Source organism: Microbacterium sp. LWS13-1.2, from assembly GCF_040144835.1.
Taxonomy (GTDB): Bacteria; Actinomycetota; Actinomycetes; order Actinomycetales; family Microbacteriaceae; genus Microbacterium.
In genome coordinates this window covers 219,747-233,747 of sequence record NZ_CP151632.1, presented here as the reverse complement: position 1 = coordinate 233,747, position 14,001 = coordinate 219,747, and the positions used below count along the sequence as shown (strand labels likewise).

12 protein-coding genes are annotated in these 14,001 nt (G+C 69.3%); 1 reads left to right on the top strand and 11 read right to left on the bottom strand.

Annotated elements, in window-relative coordinates; translation table 11 throughout:
• Positions 1 to 55: 55 nt before the first annotated feature.
• The 7 genes from MRBLWS13_RS01110 to MRBLWS13_RS01080 are packed head-to-tail and all read right to left on the bottom strand — an operon-like array spanning position 56 to position 7,789.
• Positions 56 to 772: a copper homeostasis protein CutC gene (locus MRBLWS13_RS01110; protein WP_349427266.1), complete on the bottom strand. Its 717-nt coding sequence runs from the start codon at positions 770 to 772 to the stop codon at positions 56 to 58.
• Positions 769 to 2,112: an alpha-L-fucosidase gene (locus tag MRBLWS13_RS01105; protein ID WP_349427265.1), complete on the bottom strand. Its 1,344-nt coding sequence runs from the start codon at positions 2,110 to 2,112 to the stop codon at positions 769 to 771. Before MRBLWS13_RS01105 ends, MRBLWS13_RS01110 begins: the two co-directional genes overlap by 4 nt.
• Positions 2,109 to 3,686, bottom strand: a complete 1,578-nt coding sequence (locus MRBLWS13_RS01100; RefSeq protein ID WP_349427264.1) for a M81 family metallopeptidase — start codon at positions 3,684 to 3,686, stop codon at positions 2,109 to 2,111. Before MRBLWS13_RS01100 ends, MRBLWS13_RS01105 begins: the two co-directional genes overlap by 4 nt.
• A complete protein-coding gene (locus tag MRBLWS13_RS01095) occupies positions 3,670 to 4,650 on the bottom strand; it encodes an ROK family protein (RefSeq protein WP_349427263.1) in 981 nt (326 codons plus the stop codon). Before MRBLWS13_RS01095 ends, MRBLWS13_RS01100 begins: the two co-directional genes overlap by 17 nt.
• Positions 4,647 to 5,585, bottom strand: a complete 939-nt coding sequence (locus MRBLWS13_RS01090) for a carbohydrate ABC transporter permease (protein WP_349427262.1) — start codon at positions 5,583 to 5,585, stop codon at positions 4,647 to 4,649. The genes MRBLWS13_RS01095 and MRBLWS13_RS01090 overlap by 4 nt, the downstream gene beginning before the upstream one ends.
• Entirely contained in the window at positions 5,575 to 6,480 is a 906-nt protein-coding gene (locus MRBLWS13_RS01085; protein ID WP_349427261.1) for a sugar ABC transporter permease, read from the bottom strand. Before MRBLWS13_RS01085 ends, MRBLWS13_RS01090 begins: the two co-directional genes overlap by 11 nt.
• Before the next feature lie 46 nt (positions 6,481 to 6,526).
• Positions 6,527 to 7,789: a sugar ABC transporter substrate-binding protein gene (locus MRBLWS13_RS01080; RefSeq protein WP_349427260.1), complete on the bottom strand. Its 1,263-nt coding sequence runs from the start codon at positions 7,787 to 7,789 to the stop codon at positions 6,527 to 6,529.
• Between the two features lie 191 nt (positions 7,790 to 7,980).
• Here MRBLWS13_RS01080 and MRBLWS13_RS01075 point away from each other — a divergent pair, with 191 nt between their 5' ends.
• Positions 7,981 to 9,132, top strand: a complete 1,152-nt coding sequence (locus tag MRBLWS13_RS01075; protein WP_349427259.1) for an ROK family transcriptional regulator — start codon at positions 7,981 to 7,983, stop codon at positions 9,130 to 9,132.
• Positions 9,133 to 9,136: 4 nt separating this feature from the next.
• Here the strand turns inward: MRBLWS13_RS01075 and MRBLWS13_RS01070 are convergent, their stop codons facing one another.
• The 4 genes from MRBLWS13_RS01070 to MRBLWS13_RS01055 all read right to left on the bottom strand — a co-directional run bounded on the left by MRBLWS13_RS01070 (position 9,137) and on the right by MRBLWS13_RS01055 (position 13,975).
• Positions 9,137 to 10,399, bottom strand: a complete 1,263-nt coding sequence (locus MRBLWS13_RS01070) for an alpha-L-fucosidase (protein ID WP_349427258.1) — start codon at positions 10,397 to 10,399, stop codon at positions 9,137 to 9,139.
• Positions 10,400 to 10,558: 159 nt separating this feature from the next.
• Positions 10,559 to 11,584 (bottom strand): ketol-acid reductoisomerase, encoded by a 1,026-nt coding sequence (ilvC, locus tag MRBLWS13_RS01065; protein WP_349427257.1) that lies wholly within the window; start codon positions 11,582 to 11,584, stop codon positions 10,559 to 10,561.
• Between the two features lie 71 nt (positions 11,585 to 11,655).
• Positions 11,656 to 12,165 carry an acetolactate synthase small subunit gene (ilvN, locus tag MRBLWS13_RS01060; protein WP_349427256.1) on the bottom strand — a complete coding sequence of 170 codons (510 nt, stop codon included), beginning with the start codon at positions 12,163 to 12,165 and terminating at the stop codon, positions 11,656 to 11,658.
• Between the two features lie 4 nt (positions 12,166 to 12,169).
• Positions 12,170 to 13,975, bottom strand: a complete 1,806-nt coding sequence (locus MRBLWS13_RS01055; RefSeq protein WP_349427255.1) for an acetolactate synthase large subunit — start codon at positions 13,973 to 13,975, stop codon at positions 12,170 to 12,172.
• Positions 13,976 to 14,001: the final 26 nt, after the last annotated feature.

Here is a 14,001-nt window from a genome sequence, read left to right as displayed (position 1 = left end):
CGCCCGGCGACAAGGACCGGCTGATGAGGAAATTCTCAGCAAGCCGGCTCGCGCGTCAGGAACGGGCAGCAGCCACGGCGGCGGCCACGATGCCGGCGTCGGTGACGTCGTGGCCGTCGACTCCTCCACCGGGACCCGACGCAGCGTCCAGCCCCGTCCTCCGGCGGGCCGAGAGGTGGACCGCCTGCACTCCCGCATACACGATGTGGAGAATGTCCTCGGGAGCCACTCCCCCACCCGCGGTGACGTCGAGCGCCGTCCCGGCGAGGCTCGCGTAAGCCGCCAGGCGATCGACTCCGTCGATGCTGCGCACCGCGCCCCCGGAGGTCAGCACGCGGTCCACGCCCTCGGCGAGCAGCGCCTCGAAGACCTCGGCGCTGCGCGGCGAGGCGTCGATCGCGCGATGGAACACGAACGTCGCGGGACCTGCCGCGTCCCGCCATCGCCGCAGCGCCGCGCGATCGGCGCGGCCGTGCGCGTCGAGCGCACCGACGACCACGCCGGCGACACCGCGATCGACGCAGGCACGGATGTCGGCGGCCACGAGAGCGATCTCGTCGGCGTCGTACACGAAGCCACCGCCGCGGGGACGGACGAGCACGTTGACCTTCTCAGCGCCGACGGCGTCGCACACCGCCTCGATCGTGGCGATCGAGGGTGTGAGTCCGCCCGTCTCGAGCGCCTGGCAGAGCTCCAGCCGGTCGGCGCCCGCCGACATCGCCGCGCGCGCTCCTGCGGCATCCTGTACGGCGATCTCGACGACAGTGGTCACGGCACCACCTGGAGGGCGGCTGCGGCATCGCCTCGGAGCGCGTCCGGAACGACAACTCGCGCCGCGCCGCCCGAGGCACGACCGATCGCCGCCTCGGGCCCGCCCAGCCACCGGGCGCGCCCGGCTTCCAGTTCGACGGGGAGCTCGAGCACCCCCGCTGCGGGATCCAGCGCGATGACGTTCACTGCGCCGTCGACCGCCGTGTAGGCGCGCGGCGCACCGGTCTCCTCGAAGGCGCGCACCCACGGACGCGTGCCGTAGACCGCCGCGCCGTCGCGGCGCAGCCACGCGCCGAGCTCTCGCATCGCCTGCGCCTGCAGCTCGGGGATCGACCCGTCGGCACGCGGCCCGACGTTGATCAGCAGATTGCCGTTCTTGCTCACGACGTCGGCGAGGAGCCGGATGAGCTCCGTGCCGGACAGCGAATGGCCGGCATCCTCCGCCTGGTTGTAGCCGAAGGAGTACCCCAGCCCTCGCGTGGACTCCCACGGCTGCGGGACGATGTCGGCGACGTGGGTGTACTCGCGGGTCAGGAATCCGTGGCGCGGCACACCCCAGCGATCGTTGACGGCGCCCTCGGGGACCGCGGCGAGATAGCGGCGCAGGAGGGCGGCGACAGCGTAGTCCTCGGAGCCCTTGCCACCGTCCGGCCACTCGATGTCGTTCCACAGCACATCGGGGCGGAATCGCTCGACGAGCTCATCGAGCTGTGCCGCCGTGTACCGCGAGAACCACTCGTCGGCGCGACGGAACCGGAACAGATCCGTGTCGGACTCGATCGGCGGGAAGTCGCTGACGTGCCAGTCGAGCGCGCCCGAGAAGTACACGCCGAACCGTGCACCCGCGCGGCGGGTGGCGTCGTGCAGCTCGGCGATCAGGTCACGACCCGGACCGCGCCGGACGGCGTTGAACGTCGTCGTGTCGGTGTTCCACAGGCAGAAGCCGTCATGGTGCTTCGTCGTGGGGACGACATAGCGCGCGCCCGCGTCGGTGAGCGCGCCGACGAAGTCGTCGGCGTGGAAGCGCCCGGCATCCCACCGGTCGGCCAGGTCCTCGTAGCTCGTGCCGGTGCCGTAGAGCTCCTGATGGCGCCGCCACGTCGGGCTGCCGGCGATGCGGACGGTGTTGGCGTACCACTCGGCGTACTGGTGGTGGGCGTACGCGTCCTCGACGGGGACGCCGCCGGGCGGATGCGCCGGCGCCCACGCGGGCACCGAGTACAGGCCCCAGTGCACGAAGAAGCCGAGCTTGGCGTCGCGGTACCACTCCGGAACCGTCGCGTCCGGATACTCCGGCGTCGCATCGCCGAGGTCGGGCCCGGTGCGGGTCTCGAAGTTCATGCTCGGGCCTCCGTACCGCGGCGCCGTGCGACCAGGGCGCGGAGATCGGGTTCTTGATCGCTCGTGACGAAGGGGAAGGTGCCCGGACGCAGTCGCGAATGGCCGAGGCGCAGCAGGTCCTGGTCGACCCCGCCGGGCGTGAGGGCGAGCGTCCACCCCGCGGCGAGGTCGTACAGCTCCGGCTCGAGATAGCCGATCTTGACGATCACGATGTCGGCGCGCTCGGGGTCGAGGCCCAGCATCCGGAAGTCGTCGAGGTGATGGAAGGGCTTCCGGCGTTCGGTCACGATGGCGTGCACGGCGCCGCTGCGCACGACGATCTGCGTTCCTGCTACGGGGTCGCCGTCGGTGACGGAGAAGACCTCGCCGGTCATCTCGACGGGACCGCTGGGCCCGGCATCCACGCGTCCGCCCACCTGCAGGGCGACCGTGGCGCCGACTCCGGCGGCGCGTGCGACGCGCACGGCATCCGGATCGAAGACGGATGCCGCCAGGACGACGCGTGAGCGGTCCGCGAGGTCCGCCCGCGCCAACAGGCGCCTCAAGGTCCACGACACGTCACCGGCACCGCCCGCGGTGGGGTTGTCGCCGGAGTCCGAGATGACGTACGGCCGGGGCGCACCGGCGGCCATCGCGACGTCGAGCGCATCGTCGAGCGTCGCCGTCGGGCCGACGAACGCGAAGTCCGACCGGGCGTCCCAGTATCGGCGCCCGAGGCGTTCGGCCTCGCGCGCGATCACGTCGCGGTCGTCGCCCGTCACGATGACCGTCGCGTGGCAGCGCGGCTCATCCGCCCACGCGTAGCCGACCCACACGGCGGCGTCGACGACGCCGCTGAGCTCTTCGACATCGGGGATCGTGCCGTACAGTCCTTTCGCCGGTTCGAGCCTCGTGCTCGTCTTCTCGCCGGGCAGCAGCACCGGCACCCGCACCCAGGCCTTGTAGGGGCGCCGCGTGTCGGCATCCGCTCCCCCGGCCCCGCGCAGGCGCTCGAGCAGATTGTGCACCGCGCGCTGCTTGGTGTTCATCCAGTCCTCGTGCGGAGCCATCCGATAGCAGGTGATGAGGTCGACGGCGTCGAACAGGGCGTCCGACACGTTGCCGTGGAGGTCCATCGATGCCGAGACGAGGGTGGCGGGTCCGAGCGCGTCGCGCACGGCGGTCGCGAGGTCGCCCTCGGCATCGTCCATCCCCACGACGCTCATCGCGCCGTGGATGTCGAAGAAGAAGGCATCGAACGGACCCTCGGCGCGGATGCCGTCCACGATGGCCCGCTTCATGCGCGCGTATGTGTGCGGATCGACGGCGCCGCCCGGGAGCGACCGCCCATGGGTCAGCGGCACCCACTCCGCGGCATCCCGCAGCTCCTCGCCGTCCGCGAGGAACGGGTAGTACGCGAGGAGCTCGTCACCGGTGCGGATCGTGAACGCCTCATCGCCGGAGATGTGCGGTGAGAACGTGCTGGATTCGATCGAGATGCCGCCGATGCCGATCCGCGGCCGGGCGAGGCCGGACGGGTGGAGGGTGCCGAGCGGCCCCTTCCAGATCTTGTCGGGGTCAGGACGCGACGTCACGGACGAGCTCACCTTCTGCGAACGGGGTGGAGGGAAAGGAATGGTCGGATGCCGAGACCAGCGCCGCGGCGCCGAGCACCACCGCATCCCCGCGCAGTGTGCCGGGCACGATGCGCAGCGGAACGCCCGAGACGGGCGGATCGGACGCGAGCATGGCGGCGACAGCGGGCGCCAGCAGATCCCACGCGGCGGCGACGCCGCCGCCGACCACCGCGAGAGGCACATCGACGAGGGTCGCGGCCGAGATGCACGCCAGGGCGACGGCGCGACCGGCCTCGTCGAACATGCGCACAGCGGCCGGATCCCCGGCCCGCGCACGCTCGGCAACCACTCGCGCGGAGTCGACCGGCCGGTCCGTCGCCGACGCGTAGCGTCGCGCGATCGAGGTGCCCGACGCGAGCGTCTCGAGGTGCCCGGTGCGGCCGCACGTGCAGATCAGTTCGCTGTATCCGGGCGTGTGCCCGATCTCGCCGGCGGCCCCGTGCGGCCCGTGACGCAGTCTGCCGTCGAGCACGAGCGCGCCGCCGACGCCGGTGCCCAGCATCACGCCGAGGACGTCGCTTCCGCGTCCGGAACCCCACGCGGTCTCGCCGAGCAGGAACGCGTTGACGTCGTTCTCGACGCGCACCTCGAGTGCCAGCCGTTCGCGGAGCCGGGCGCCCAGCGGAAAGCCCGCCCAGTCGACGAACATGTCCGACGCGGCGCGGATGCTGCCCGTGCGGGGCTCGACGACCCCCGCGGCGCCCACGCCCACCGCGTGCGGACGCACGCCCGCGCTGTCGGCGAGCTCCTCCACCAGGAGCGCCGCCGTCTCGGCCATGGCAGCGCCCCCGGTGCGTGCCGGGGTATCGCGCATCGCTCGGGCGAGCACGGCGCCGTCGGCGGCGACGAGCGCGCCGGAGGTCTTCGTCCCTCCGATGTCGACGCCGGCGACGACAGCGGAGGACGCTGCGGACCCGCTCATCGGCCGCCCAGCCCGGCCATCGCGATGCCCTTCACCAGGTGCTTCTGAAGAACGATCACCAGGATCGTGGTGGGGATCATCGAGATGATGGCGGCCGCCATCTGGAGGTCCCAGCGCGTGCCGGTGAGCCCCGAGAAGCTCGCCAGTCCGACGGGGAGGGTTCCGAGCTGCGCATAGTCGACCGTCACGATGAGCGGCCACAGGTAGCTGTTCCAGAACGACAGGAACGTGAAGACCGCGAGCACGGCCACCGCCGACTTCGACAGCGGCAGGATGATCTGCAGGAACGTTCGGACCGGGCCGGATCCGTCCACTCGTGCGGCTTCGTCGAGTTCGAACGGGATGCCGCGGAAGAACTGCCGCATCAGGAAGGTGCCGAACGCGGTGAAGGCGAACGGGAGGATGAGCGCCTGGTAGGTGTTCACCCAGCCGAACCACTGCATGACCTGGAACATCGGGATGACCAGCACCTCGGCCGGCACCATCAGGGTCGCCAGGAACAGGACGAAGACGGCGTCGCGGCCCTTCCAGCGCAGCCGACCGAACGCGTAACCCGCCGTCGTGGACACGATCAGGACGACCACCGTGCCCGCGACCGCCACGAAGAGCGAGTTGCCGATGTAGGTCCAGAAGGGGCCGTACTCGAAGACCTCGGCGAAGTTGCCCCACTTCAGTTGCGAGCCGACCAGCGTCGGCGGCATCGAGAACATCTCCTCGTTGGGCTTGAGCGCCGAGAAGAACGCGTAGATCAGCGGCGCGATGAACACGAGCGCGGCGAGGTAGACGCACACGTGCGCGATGATCAGCCGGATCGTCTCGCCGCGTGTTCTCGGGGCCTTGGCGCGACGCCCGGTCTCCTCGGGGACGAACTCGTCCTCCGAGGTCATCAGGAGCGTCTGCTCGACGGCGTCGTCGATGCCGGTATCAGTGCTCATAGTGCACCCACTTGCGCTGCGCGGCGAACTGCACGCCGGTGATGACGATGATGATCGCGAAGAGGATCCATGCGGCCGCTGCCGCGAGTCCCAGGTCGCCGAAGGTGAAGCCCTGCTCCCAGATGAACATCACGAGCGGCTTGGTGGCGTTGCCGGGTCCGCCGCCGGTGAGCAGCTGCGGCTGGGCGAAGACCTGCAGCGCGGTGATCATGGTCATGATCGTCGCGAAGAAGATCGACGGCGAGATCATGGGGATCATGACGCTCCAGATCAGGCGGAAGCCGCGGGCGCCGTCGATGCTCGCCGCCTCCAGGACGCTCTCGGGCAGCTGCTCGAGAGCGGCCGAGAAGATCAGCATGTTGTAGCCGAGGCCCTGCCAGACGCTCATCGCGACGACCATGATCATCGCCCAGGACGGGTCGGCGAGGAAGTTCGGAAGGGTCACGCCGAACCAGCTCTGCGCGAGCCCGTTGAAGAGGCCCTGCGGCTGCAGCATCATCTTCCACACCAGGACGTTCGCGACCATCGGGACCACGACCGGGATGAAGAAGAGCACGCGCAGGGCGCCGCGGCCGCGGATGCGCGGACCGAGCCCGATCGCGAGGACGAGCGAGAGCGCGATGCTGAGCGGCACGTACAGCAGCGTGTACACGGCGGAGTTCCGCAGTGCCGGCCAGAAGTCCGGGCTCGACGTGAAGAGCGTGGCGTAGTTGTCGACGCCGTTGAAGGTGCGGTCGCCGAACGTCGGCCAGTCGTAGACGCTCATCACGATCGACAGCCCCACGGGCACGATCGTGAACAGGGCGAGCCCCACCAGGGCCGGGCTTGCGAAGCCCAGCGCCTGGCGGGCCTCGGACCTGGCGAGCGATCCTCGACGTTTCGTCGTGATCGTCATCAATCTGCTTTCCTGCTCAGGTGCGAAGATGCGGAAACGGGTGCGGTCAGTTGCCGAACTGCGTCTGAGCGCTCTCCAGCAGGTCCGACATCTCCATCTGGCCGTTGTAGACGCTGACCAGGTTGGGCTGGATGTAGCTGTCGAGCTTCTCCCAGTTCTTCGTCATGTAGAGCGGCACCGTCGTCTCGAAGGCGGACTCGAACACCGTCTTGACCTGCTCGCGGTACTGCTCGTCGATCGAGTCGAAGTACAGCGGCTGCGACTCGGTGCGCGCGGGGTACGAACGGCCGGACGAGGCGATGTAGTCCTGCGCGTCCTTGCCGAGGAGCGAGCCCATGACCTTCAGGGCCTCTTCGGGGTGGTCGCACGTCTTCGAGATGCCGTAGCCCGAGCCGAGGATCGGCCCCGAGTTGCCGTGGTCTCCGGTCGGCAGCGGCGCCATCCCGGCGGCGAAGCCGGACTCGTTGTTGAGGTAGCTGACGGCGTTCCATGTGCCGTCGACCGCCATCGCGGCGTTTCCGCCGGTGTACTGGTTCTCCCCCCAGCCGGTGTCGGAGGCCGAGGCGACAGGCGCCGCGACACCGAGATCGGTCACGAGCCCGGAGTACCAGGACGCCGCATCCACGAAGTCGGCGTCGTCGATGTGAAGCGTGCCGTCTTCGGACGCCGGCTGCTTGCCGGAGTAGGCGATGGGCATCGACATCCACTGGTAGCCGCCCATGCCCATCCCGAAGCCGTACTTGCCATCCGTCGTGGCGGCTGTGGCGATGTCCTCGAAGTCGTCGAACGTCCAACCGATCTCGGGGCTTGCCGCACCGGAGGCGGTGAGCATGTCCTGGTTGTAGTAGACGAGCATCGTCGCGACGTCGAACGGCACGCCGTACAGGCCGCCCTCGAAGCTGAGGATTCCTTCGGCGCCGGGGTTGAAGTCGGCGAAGTCGAGGCCAGCCGCCTCGAGGTCGTCGGTCGTCAGCTCGCGGAAGCCGTCGGTGAAGCCGCCCAGCTGAGCGCCGCTCATGCCGGTGACGCAGGCCATGTTGCCGCTGGCCATGTTCGTCGTGAGCTTCGTGAAGAAGTCGTTCCACGGCGCGGTCTGGAGCTTGACCACGACCTCGGGATTCTCCTCCTGCGCGATAGCGACCTGCTTCTCGAGCGCCGTCGTGTCGTCCTCGCTTCCCGCCCACATGTCGACGACGATCGTCGGCTTGCCGTCGGTGGACGCGTCCCCGCCGGACCCGCTCGCGCACCCTGTCAGCACCACCGCTACGCCAGTGGCCGCAGCCACCGCGCCGACGTGCAACTTCTTCATCGAATGTCTCCTCTGTCAGCCAGTCTTGATCAGGTTGTTTCGATTGTCGAACTAACCTTGTACTCTTGTGTCGCAAGTAACCCTCGCAGGTTTCGATTTGCGACGCAACCTGAACATCGGATGTTTATCGACGTGTGATACTTCGTCACGTCTCGGAAACACGGACCGCCCCACCACCTGCGAGAGGCCACATGACCCCGGACACCGACCGCTCTTCCGCCGACGAGGAGCTCTCCCGTCGCATCGTCGATCTGATCGCGCGGGGCGAAGCCCGCTCCCGCTCAGAGCTCGCCGCGACCCTCGGCCTGGCGCCGTCGACCGTCAGCCTGCGCGTGCAGTCGCTCATCGACGCGGGCCTCCTCGACGAACGCGGCGACGGCACATCCCGCGGTGGGCGCCGTCCCCGTCTGCTGGGGATCGACGAGAACTCCGGCGTCGTCCTGACCGTCGACCTGGGCGGCGGCCACGCGCGCATCGGCGCCCACTCCCTGAGCGGCGAGCTCCGCGAGACGCGATCCATCCCCGTGGTGCTGGCGGACGGGCCGGAATCGACGCTGGACGCCGTCTGCCGGGTCTTCGACGAGCTCGGCCGCGACACCACCGTCCGCGCGATCGGCATCAGCCTCCCTGGCCCGGTCGACATCGTCACCGGCTCGGTCACCCAGCCCTCGCGCATGCCCGGCTGGCCGGGCTTCCGCGTCGGGGACCACCTCCGGCAGCGCTACGCGGTCACCGTCGCGGTCGACAACGACGCGAATCTCGCGGCGCTCGGCGAGCACCGTGCGCAGTTCGGCGCAACCGGCCACAGCATCACCGTCAAGGCCGGCACGGCCATCGGCAGCGGCATCATCGTCGACGGTCACATCCACCGCGGCGCGACCGGAGCGGCCGGCGACATCACGCACACGCGCATCGACGGCAGCGGCGACATCCCGTGCTCCTGCGGCAACACCGGGTGTCTCGAGACCGTCGCGAGCGGTGCAAGCCTGGTGCGCCAGATGCGCGAGCGAGGACGCACCGACGTGGCGACGACCGTCGACGTGCTGGCTCTCGCCCGTGACGCCGAGCCGGAGGCCACGACCATCGTCCGCACCGCGGGCACGCATCTCGGGCAGGCGCTGTCGGGCGTGGTCAACTTCTTCAACCCGCACGCCGTGTTCCTCACCGGCAGCATGAGCGCGTCGGAACCCTTCATCGCGGCGGTGCGCAGTCGCGTCTACGAGGCGTGCCACCCGCTGGCGACGCAGCAGCTGCGGATCGAGGCCGCGCAGACCCGGGCCGACGCGATCCTCTACGGCGCGGCGCGGTGGGCGCTCGACAACCTCGAGCTGCCCACCGCCTGACGGGTCAGCCCTCGTCGAGGATGAGCTCGATGACCGGGACGAGCACGTCGGGCCGCACCACCGGCAGGTGGACGGTCAGCGTACCCTCCGCCTCGCCGGCGGGAGTCATGTTGCTCGCCACCTGTGCCGGATCGACGACCGACGTGCGCAGCCAGGAGCCGTCGTGGAGGAAGCGCGCATACGACACCTTGCCCGCCAGATCGGGCAGGTGCACGAACCCCAGCGGCCACGAGAACATGTGCAGGTACAGCCGGCGGCCGCGCCGCGTGTAGACGCCTTCGCGCGGCGGCTCGATGTCCGCGTGACCGGCGCCGACGACCGCACCCCGGTGCAGCCGCATCCATTCGCCGATCTCCGAGAGCGTGCGCTCGTCGCGCGGGGCGATCGCCCCGCGGCCGTCCGGCCCGATGTTGAGCAGCATGTTGCCGTCCATCGACACCGAGTCGGCGAGCATCTGCACGAGCAGCGTCGCCGACTTCTGCTCGGTGTTGTCGCGGTGATAGCCCCACGAGCCGTTCATGGTCTGGCAGGCCTCCCAGACCTGCGGCTCGCCGTCGATGACGAGCGGCGCGGTGGGCTGGTACTGCTCCGGGGTCACGAAATCACCTGGGATGCCGAGCCGATCGTTGACGAGCATCTCGGGCTGGAGTCGGCGGCACATCGCCAGGAGCGCCTCGGCATCCCAGTCCTCCGGGCCCTTGCCTGCCAGACCGTCCATCGACTGCGGAGAAGTGAAGTCGAAGAAGAGGTAATCGATCGGGCCGTAGTCGGTCAGCAGCTCCCGCACCTGCGCGTGCAGGAACTCGCGGTAGCGCGCCATGTCGCGGCCCTCATTGAGCGCGGCGACGTCGTCGCCGCGGCGAGGATGATTCCAGTCGACGGTGAAGTCGGGGTGGTGCCAGTCGAGGAGCGAGTGATACAGACCGACCCGCAGACCCTCCTCCCGGAGGGCGTCGACGTACTCGCGCACCAGGTCGCGGCCGCAGGCGGCCACGGCGTTGAAGTCGCTGACGGCGGTGTCCCACAGCGCGAATCCGTCGTGGTGCTTCGTGGTGAGGACGACGTAGCCCATGCCCGTCGCCTTCGCGCGGCGCGCCAGAGCCCGCGCGTCGAAGAGGTCGGGATCGAAGTGCTCGAAGTACGGGCGATATTCCTCGTCGGTCAGCCGTTCGTAGTTCTGCACCCACTCGTGACGCGCGGCTGCGCTGTACAGACCGAAGTGCACGAACATCCCGAATCGCGCTTGATCGAACCACTGCTGTCGCATCCTCGCCCCACTCACCTTTCACCTGTGCGTGCCTCCATCCTGGCACAAACATCCGATGTCTTGGCGTTGCGAAGTGGCATTGCCCGCAAACGCGAGAGCCCGGCTCCTTTCGGGGCCGGGCTCTCGGAGCCGCACGCGATGCGCGAAGCAAGAGGTGGATCAGCGCGCCGCGTTGCCCTCCACGTAGTCCTCGTCCTGCTGCTTCCAGGCGAACAGCGAACGCAGGTCCTTGCCGACCGACTCGATCGGGTGGGCAGCGGCCTTCTCACGCAGCTCGAGGAACTCGACGGCGCCGTTGTCCTGATCGTCGATGAAGCGCTTGGCGAATGCGCCCGACTGGATGTCGGCGAGCACGGCCTGCATGTTCTCCTTGACGTGCGGGTCGATCACGCGCGGGCCGGAGACGTAGTCGCCGTACTCCGCGGTGTCGGACACCGACCAGCGCTGCTTGGCGATGCCGCCCTCCCACATCAGGTCGACGATGAGCTTCAGCTCGTGCAGCACCTCGAAGTACGCGATCTGCGGCTGGTAGCCCGCCTCGGTCAGCGTCTCGAACCCGTACTGGACGAGCTGCGACACACCGCCGCACAGGACGGCCTGCTCGCCGAACAGGTCGGTCTCGGTCTCTTCGGTGAACGTCGTCTTGATGACGCCCGCGCGCGTGCCGCCGATGGCCTTCGCGTACGAGAGCGCGGTCGCCCACGCCGAACCCGAGGCATCCCGCTCCACGGCGATGATGTCGGGGATGCCGCGACCGGCGACGTACTCGCGGCGCACGGTGTGGCCGGGCGCCTTCGGGGCCACCAGGATCACGTCGACGCCTTCGGGCGCCTCGATGTAGCCGAACCGGATGTTGAAGCCGTGCGCGAAGGCCAGCGTCTTGCCCGCGGTCAGCTTGTCCTTGATGCTCTCGTTGTAGATCGAGCGCTGGTGCTGGTCGGGGGCCAGGATCATGATGAGGTCGGCCCACTCGGCCGCGTCGGCGACCGACTTGACCTCGAAGCCCTCGTCCTGCGCCTTCTCGGTCGACTTCGAGCCCTCCTTGAGCGCGATGACGACCTCGACACCCGAGTCGCGAAGGTTCTGGGCGTGCGCGTGGCCCTGCGAGCCGTAGCCCACGATCGCCACCTTCTTGCCCTGGACGATGCTCAGGTCGGCATCGGCGTCGTAGAAGATCTCAGCCATCTTCGTGTTTCTCCTTGTGTGTTACCGGTCGTTGAGCGAGCGAAGCGAGACGAAACGCTCGATAGGAATGGTCAGCCGCGCAGCACGCGCTCGGTGATGCTCTTGCCGCCGCGACCGATGGCGACCAGGCCCGACTGCGCGAGCTCCTTGATGCCGAACGGCTCCAGCGCGCGCAGGAAGGCCTCGACCTTGCCCTTGTCGCCGGTGACTTCGACGACGAGCGCGTCGGGCGCGTAGTCGACGATCTGCCCGCGGAACAGGTTGACGACCTCGAGCACGTTCGAGCGCGTCTGGTTGTCGGCGCGCACCTTCACGAGCATGTGCTCGCGCTGAACGGATGCCGACGGGTCGAGCTCGACGATCTTGATGACGTTGATGAGCTTGTTCAGCTGCTTCGTGACCTGCTCGAGCGGCAGCTCGTCGACGTCGACCACGACCGTGATGCGCGAGAGTCCGGGGACCTCGGTGACGCCCACGGCGAGCGACTCGATGTTGAAGCCGCGGCGTGCGAACAGCCCGGCGACGCGGGTCAGCAGACCCGGCTTGTCCTCCACGAGGAGGCTCAGCACGTGACTCGTCATGGCCTCAGTCCTCCTGCTCGTCGAAGGCGGGCGAGTGATCCCGCGCGTACTGGACGTAGCTGTTGCTGACGCCCTGCGGCACCATCGGCCACACCATGGCGTCGGCGCTCACCACGAAGTCGATCACCACGGGGCGATCGTTCGTCTCGAGAGCGGTCCGGATCGCGGCATCCACGTCCTCCTCCTTCTCGACGCGGATCGCGAGGCAGCCGTACGCCTCCGCCAGCTTCACGAAGTCGGGGATGCGCACCGTGCCGTGGCCCGTGTTGAGGTCGGTGTGGGAGTGCCGGCCGTCGTAGAACAGCGTCTGCCACTGGCGCACCATGCCCAGCGACGAGTTGTTGATGATCGCGACCTTGATGGGGATGTCGTTGATCGCGCAGGTGGCGAGCTCCTGATTGGTCATCTGGAAGCAGCCGTCGCCGTCGATCGCCCAGACGACACGGTCGGGTTCGGCCACCTTGGCGCCCATGGCCGCGGGCACCGAGTAACCCATCGTGCCCGCGCCGCCGGAGTTCAGCCACGCGTTCGGGCGCTCGTACTTGATGAACTGCGCCGCCCACATCTGGTGCTGACCCACGCCGGCGGCGTAGATGCCCTCGGGGCCGGTGAGCTCGCCGATGCGCTTGATCACGTACTGCGGCGACATCAGGCCATCGGTCGGCTGCGAGTAGCCGAGCGGGAACTCGTCGCGCAGGCCGTCGAGGAACGACCACCACTCGGCGATGTCGGGAGCGGAGTCGCGGCTCACCGCACGGAACGCGGCGTCGAGGTCGACGAGCACGTCCTTCAGGTCGCCGACGATCGGCACGTCGGCGGTGCGGATCTTCGAGATCTCAGCCGGGTCGATGTCGACGTGCACGACCTTCGCGTTCGGCGCGAACAGCGCCGCCTTGCCGGTGACGCGATCGTCGAACCGCGCGCCGAGGGCGACGAGGAGGTCGGCCTCCTGCAGCGCCAGCACCGCCGGGACGGTGCCGTGCATGCCGGGCATGCCGAGGTGCTGCGGGTGCGAGTCGGGGAACGCTCCCCGCGCCATGAGCGTGGTGACGAGCGGTGCGCCGGTCGTCTCGGCGAGCGCGCGCAGCTCTTCGGAGGCACGCGCGCGGATCACGCCACCGCCGACGTACAGCACCGGCTTCTTGGCGTCGGCGATCAGCTGGGCCGCAGCCTGGATCTGCTTGCCGTGCGCCTTGGTCACCGGACGGTACCCAGGGAGGTCGATGTTCGGCGGCCAGACGAAGGGTGCCTCGGCCTGCTGGGCATCCTTGGTGATGTCGACGAGCACGGGGCCGGGTCGGCCGGTCGATGCGATCTCGAACGCCGCGGCGATCGCGCCGGGGATGTCCTCGGCGCGCTTGACGAGAAAGGAGTGCTTCGTGATCGGCATCGTGATGCCGACGATGTCGGCCTCCTGGAAGGCGTCCGTGCCCATGAGGGTCGAGAACACCTGCCCGGTGATGCAGACGATCGGCACCGAGTCCATGTACGCGTCGGCGATGGCGGTGACGAGGTTGGTGGCGCCCGGGCCGGAGGTCGCGATGGCGACGCCGACGCGACCGGACGCCGCGGCGTAGCCCTCGGCGGCGTGGCCGGCGCCCTGCTCGTGGCGGACGAGGATGTGGCGCACCGACTCGTCGTCCATGAGCGGGTCGTAGACGGGCATGATGGCCCCGCCGGGAAGACCGAAGACGTCGGTCACCCCGAGCAGGTCGAGCGAGCGGACGACCGCTTCCGCGCCCGTGAGCACGGGCGTCGAGGCGGTGCGGGCGGGCGGCCGGGGAACGGCCGCGGCGGTGTCGGCTGACATGGTGAGATTCCTCACAGATGGATCGG

Coding starts and splice junctions, on each gene's coding strand:
- MRBLWS13_RS01085 (WP_349427261.1), bottom strand. CDS start 6,480: ATGACGATCACGACGAAACGTCGAGGATCGCTCGCCAGGTCCGAGGCC.
- MRBLWS13_RS01080 (WP_349427260.1), bottom strand. CDS start 7,789: ATGAAGAAGTTGCACGTCGGCGCGGTGGCTGCGGCCACTGGCGTAGCG.
- MRBLWS13_RS01055 (WP_349427255.1), bottom strand. CDS start 13,975: ATGTCAGCCGACACCGCCGCGGCCGTTCCCCGGCCGCCCGCCCGCACC.
- ilvC (WP_349427257.1), bottom strand. CDS start 11,584: ATGGCTGAGATCTTCTACGACGCCGATGCCGACCTGAGCATCGTCCAG.
- MRBLWS13_RS01090 (WP_349427262.1), bottom strand. CDS start 5,585: ATGAGCACTGATACCGGCATCGACGACGCCGTCGAGCAGACGCTCCTG.
- MRBLWS13_RS01070 (WP_349427258.1), bottom strand. CDS start 10,399: ATGCGACAGCAGTGGTTCGATCAAGCGCGATTCGGGATGTTCGTGCAC.
- MRBLWS13_RS01105 (WP_349427265.1), bottom strand. CDS start 2,112: ATGAACTTCGAGACCCGCACCGGGCCCGACCTCGGCGATGCGACGCCG.
- ilvN (WP_349427256.1), bottom strand. CDS start 12,165: ATGACGAGTCACGTGCTGAGCCTCCTCGTGGAGGACAAGCCGGGTCTG.
- MRBLWS13_RS01095 (WP_349427263.1), bottom strand. CDS start 4,650: ATGAGCGGGTCCGCAGCGTCCTCCGCTGTCGTCGCCGGCGTCGACATC.
- MRBLWS13_RS01075 (WP_349427259.1), top strand. CDS start 7,981: ATGACCCCGGACACCGACCGCTCTTCCGCCGACGAGGAGCTCTCCCGT.